Origin of the sequence: Streptomyces sp. TRM70350, assembly GCF_019219825.1 — a bacterium.
Lineage (GTDB): Bacteria > Actinomycetota > Actinomycetes > Streptomycetales > Streptomycetaceae > Streptomyces.
The window spans coordinates 1-896 of the sequence record NZ_JAHUXH010000109.1 but is presented as its reverse complement, the minus strand read 5'-3'; the positions used below and the strand labels follow the sequence as shown (position 1 = coordinate 896).

Annotated in this window: 1 protein-coding gene; it reads left to right on the top strand. The window is 67.5% G+C overall.

Going from position 1 to position 896, the window contains the following annotated elements; genetic code table 11:
* Window positions 1–643 (top strand): GntR family transcriptional regulator (locus KWI83_RS37785; protein WP_218518888.1); only part of this gene is annotated, 643 nt, incomplete at its 5' end.
* Between the last annotated feature and the right edge of the window lie 253 nt (window positions 644–896).

Sequence of the window (896 nt, the reverse complement as noted above, 5' to 3'; positions counted from 1 at the left end):
TCCCTCGGAGCGGCAATTGGCGGCGGACTGGGGTGTGTCCAGGCCGACGGCGGCTCGTTCGCTGGAGGCGCTGAGTCATCAGGGGCTTGTCGAGAAGCGGCAGGGGTCGGGCACGTATGTGCGGAGTCTCGAAGTGAACCGGCGTGCCCGTGAGTTGTACGGCCGTGCTCGGCAGACGGGGAAGATCTACACGCCCGGCGAGTACGCCGTCATCACGTCGGCCGGCTGGCTGGAGGCACCGGATTACGTGGCTGAGGCGCTGGGCCTGGTGAAGGACCGGCGGGCTGTTCACCGTCGGCGGGTGACCAACAACCAGGACGGGCCCATCACGCTGTCCATTTCGTGGTTTGCGCCGGATGTCGGGCAGCGCGCGCCCAAGCTGCTGGAACCCGAGAGGATCCAGGAAGGCACCCTGATTTACGTCGAGAACATGACTGGGCGGCAGGGCAGTTACGCCGAAGATCGCATGTGTGCCCGGACGGCGACGGCCGAGGAGGCGGCTGACCTGCAACTCGACGGCAAGTCTGCCGTTTTGGTCGTGCATCACGTCGTCTACGACCTCCAGGACCGGCCCCTGGAGTTCGCCGAAGCCACCTACCCGCCGCACCGTTGGGCGTTCGAGCAGGGCTACCCGCTCTCCTGACGAACAGCCGGCCAGTTGAGGCGAACCGCTTGCGCCCCCAAGTGGCTAATGCCACCATCCAGAAAGTGGCCAAGGCCACTTCATGGGAAGGGGGCGCGGTGTGACGAGTCAGCGGCCGGATCAGGGCACGCACTTACCTTGTCGGGGTTGCCGGGGGCGCGGATGGAAGCGCGTCGGCTCGCGTACGACCCTGGCGCTTGCCACCGCCGCCGACCGCACCCGTGCCACATCGAAGCGGCGCTGCCCCGCCTGC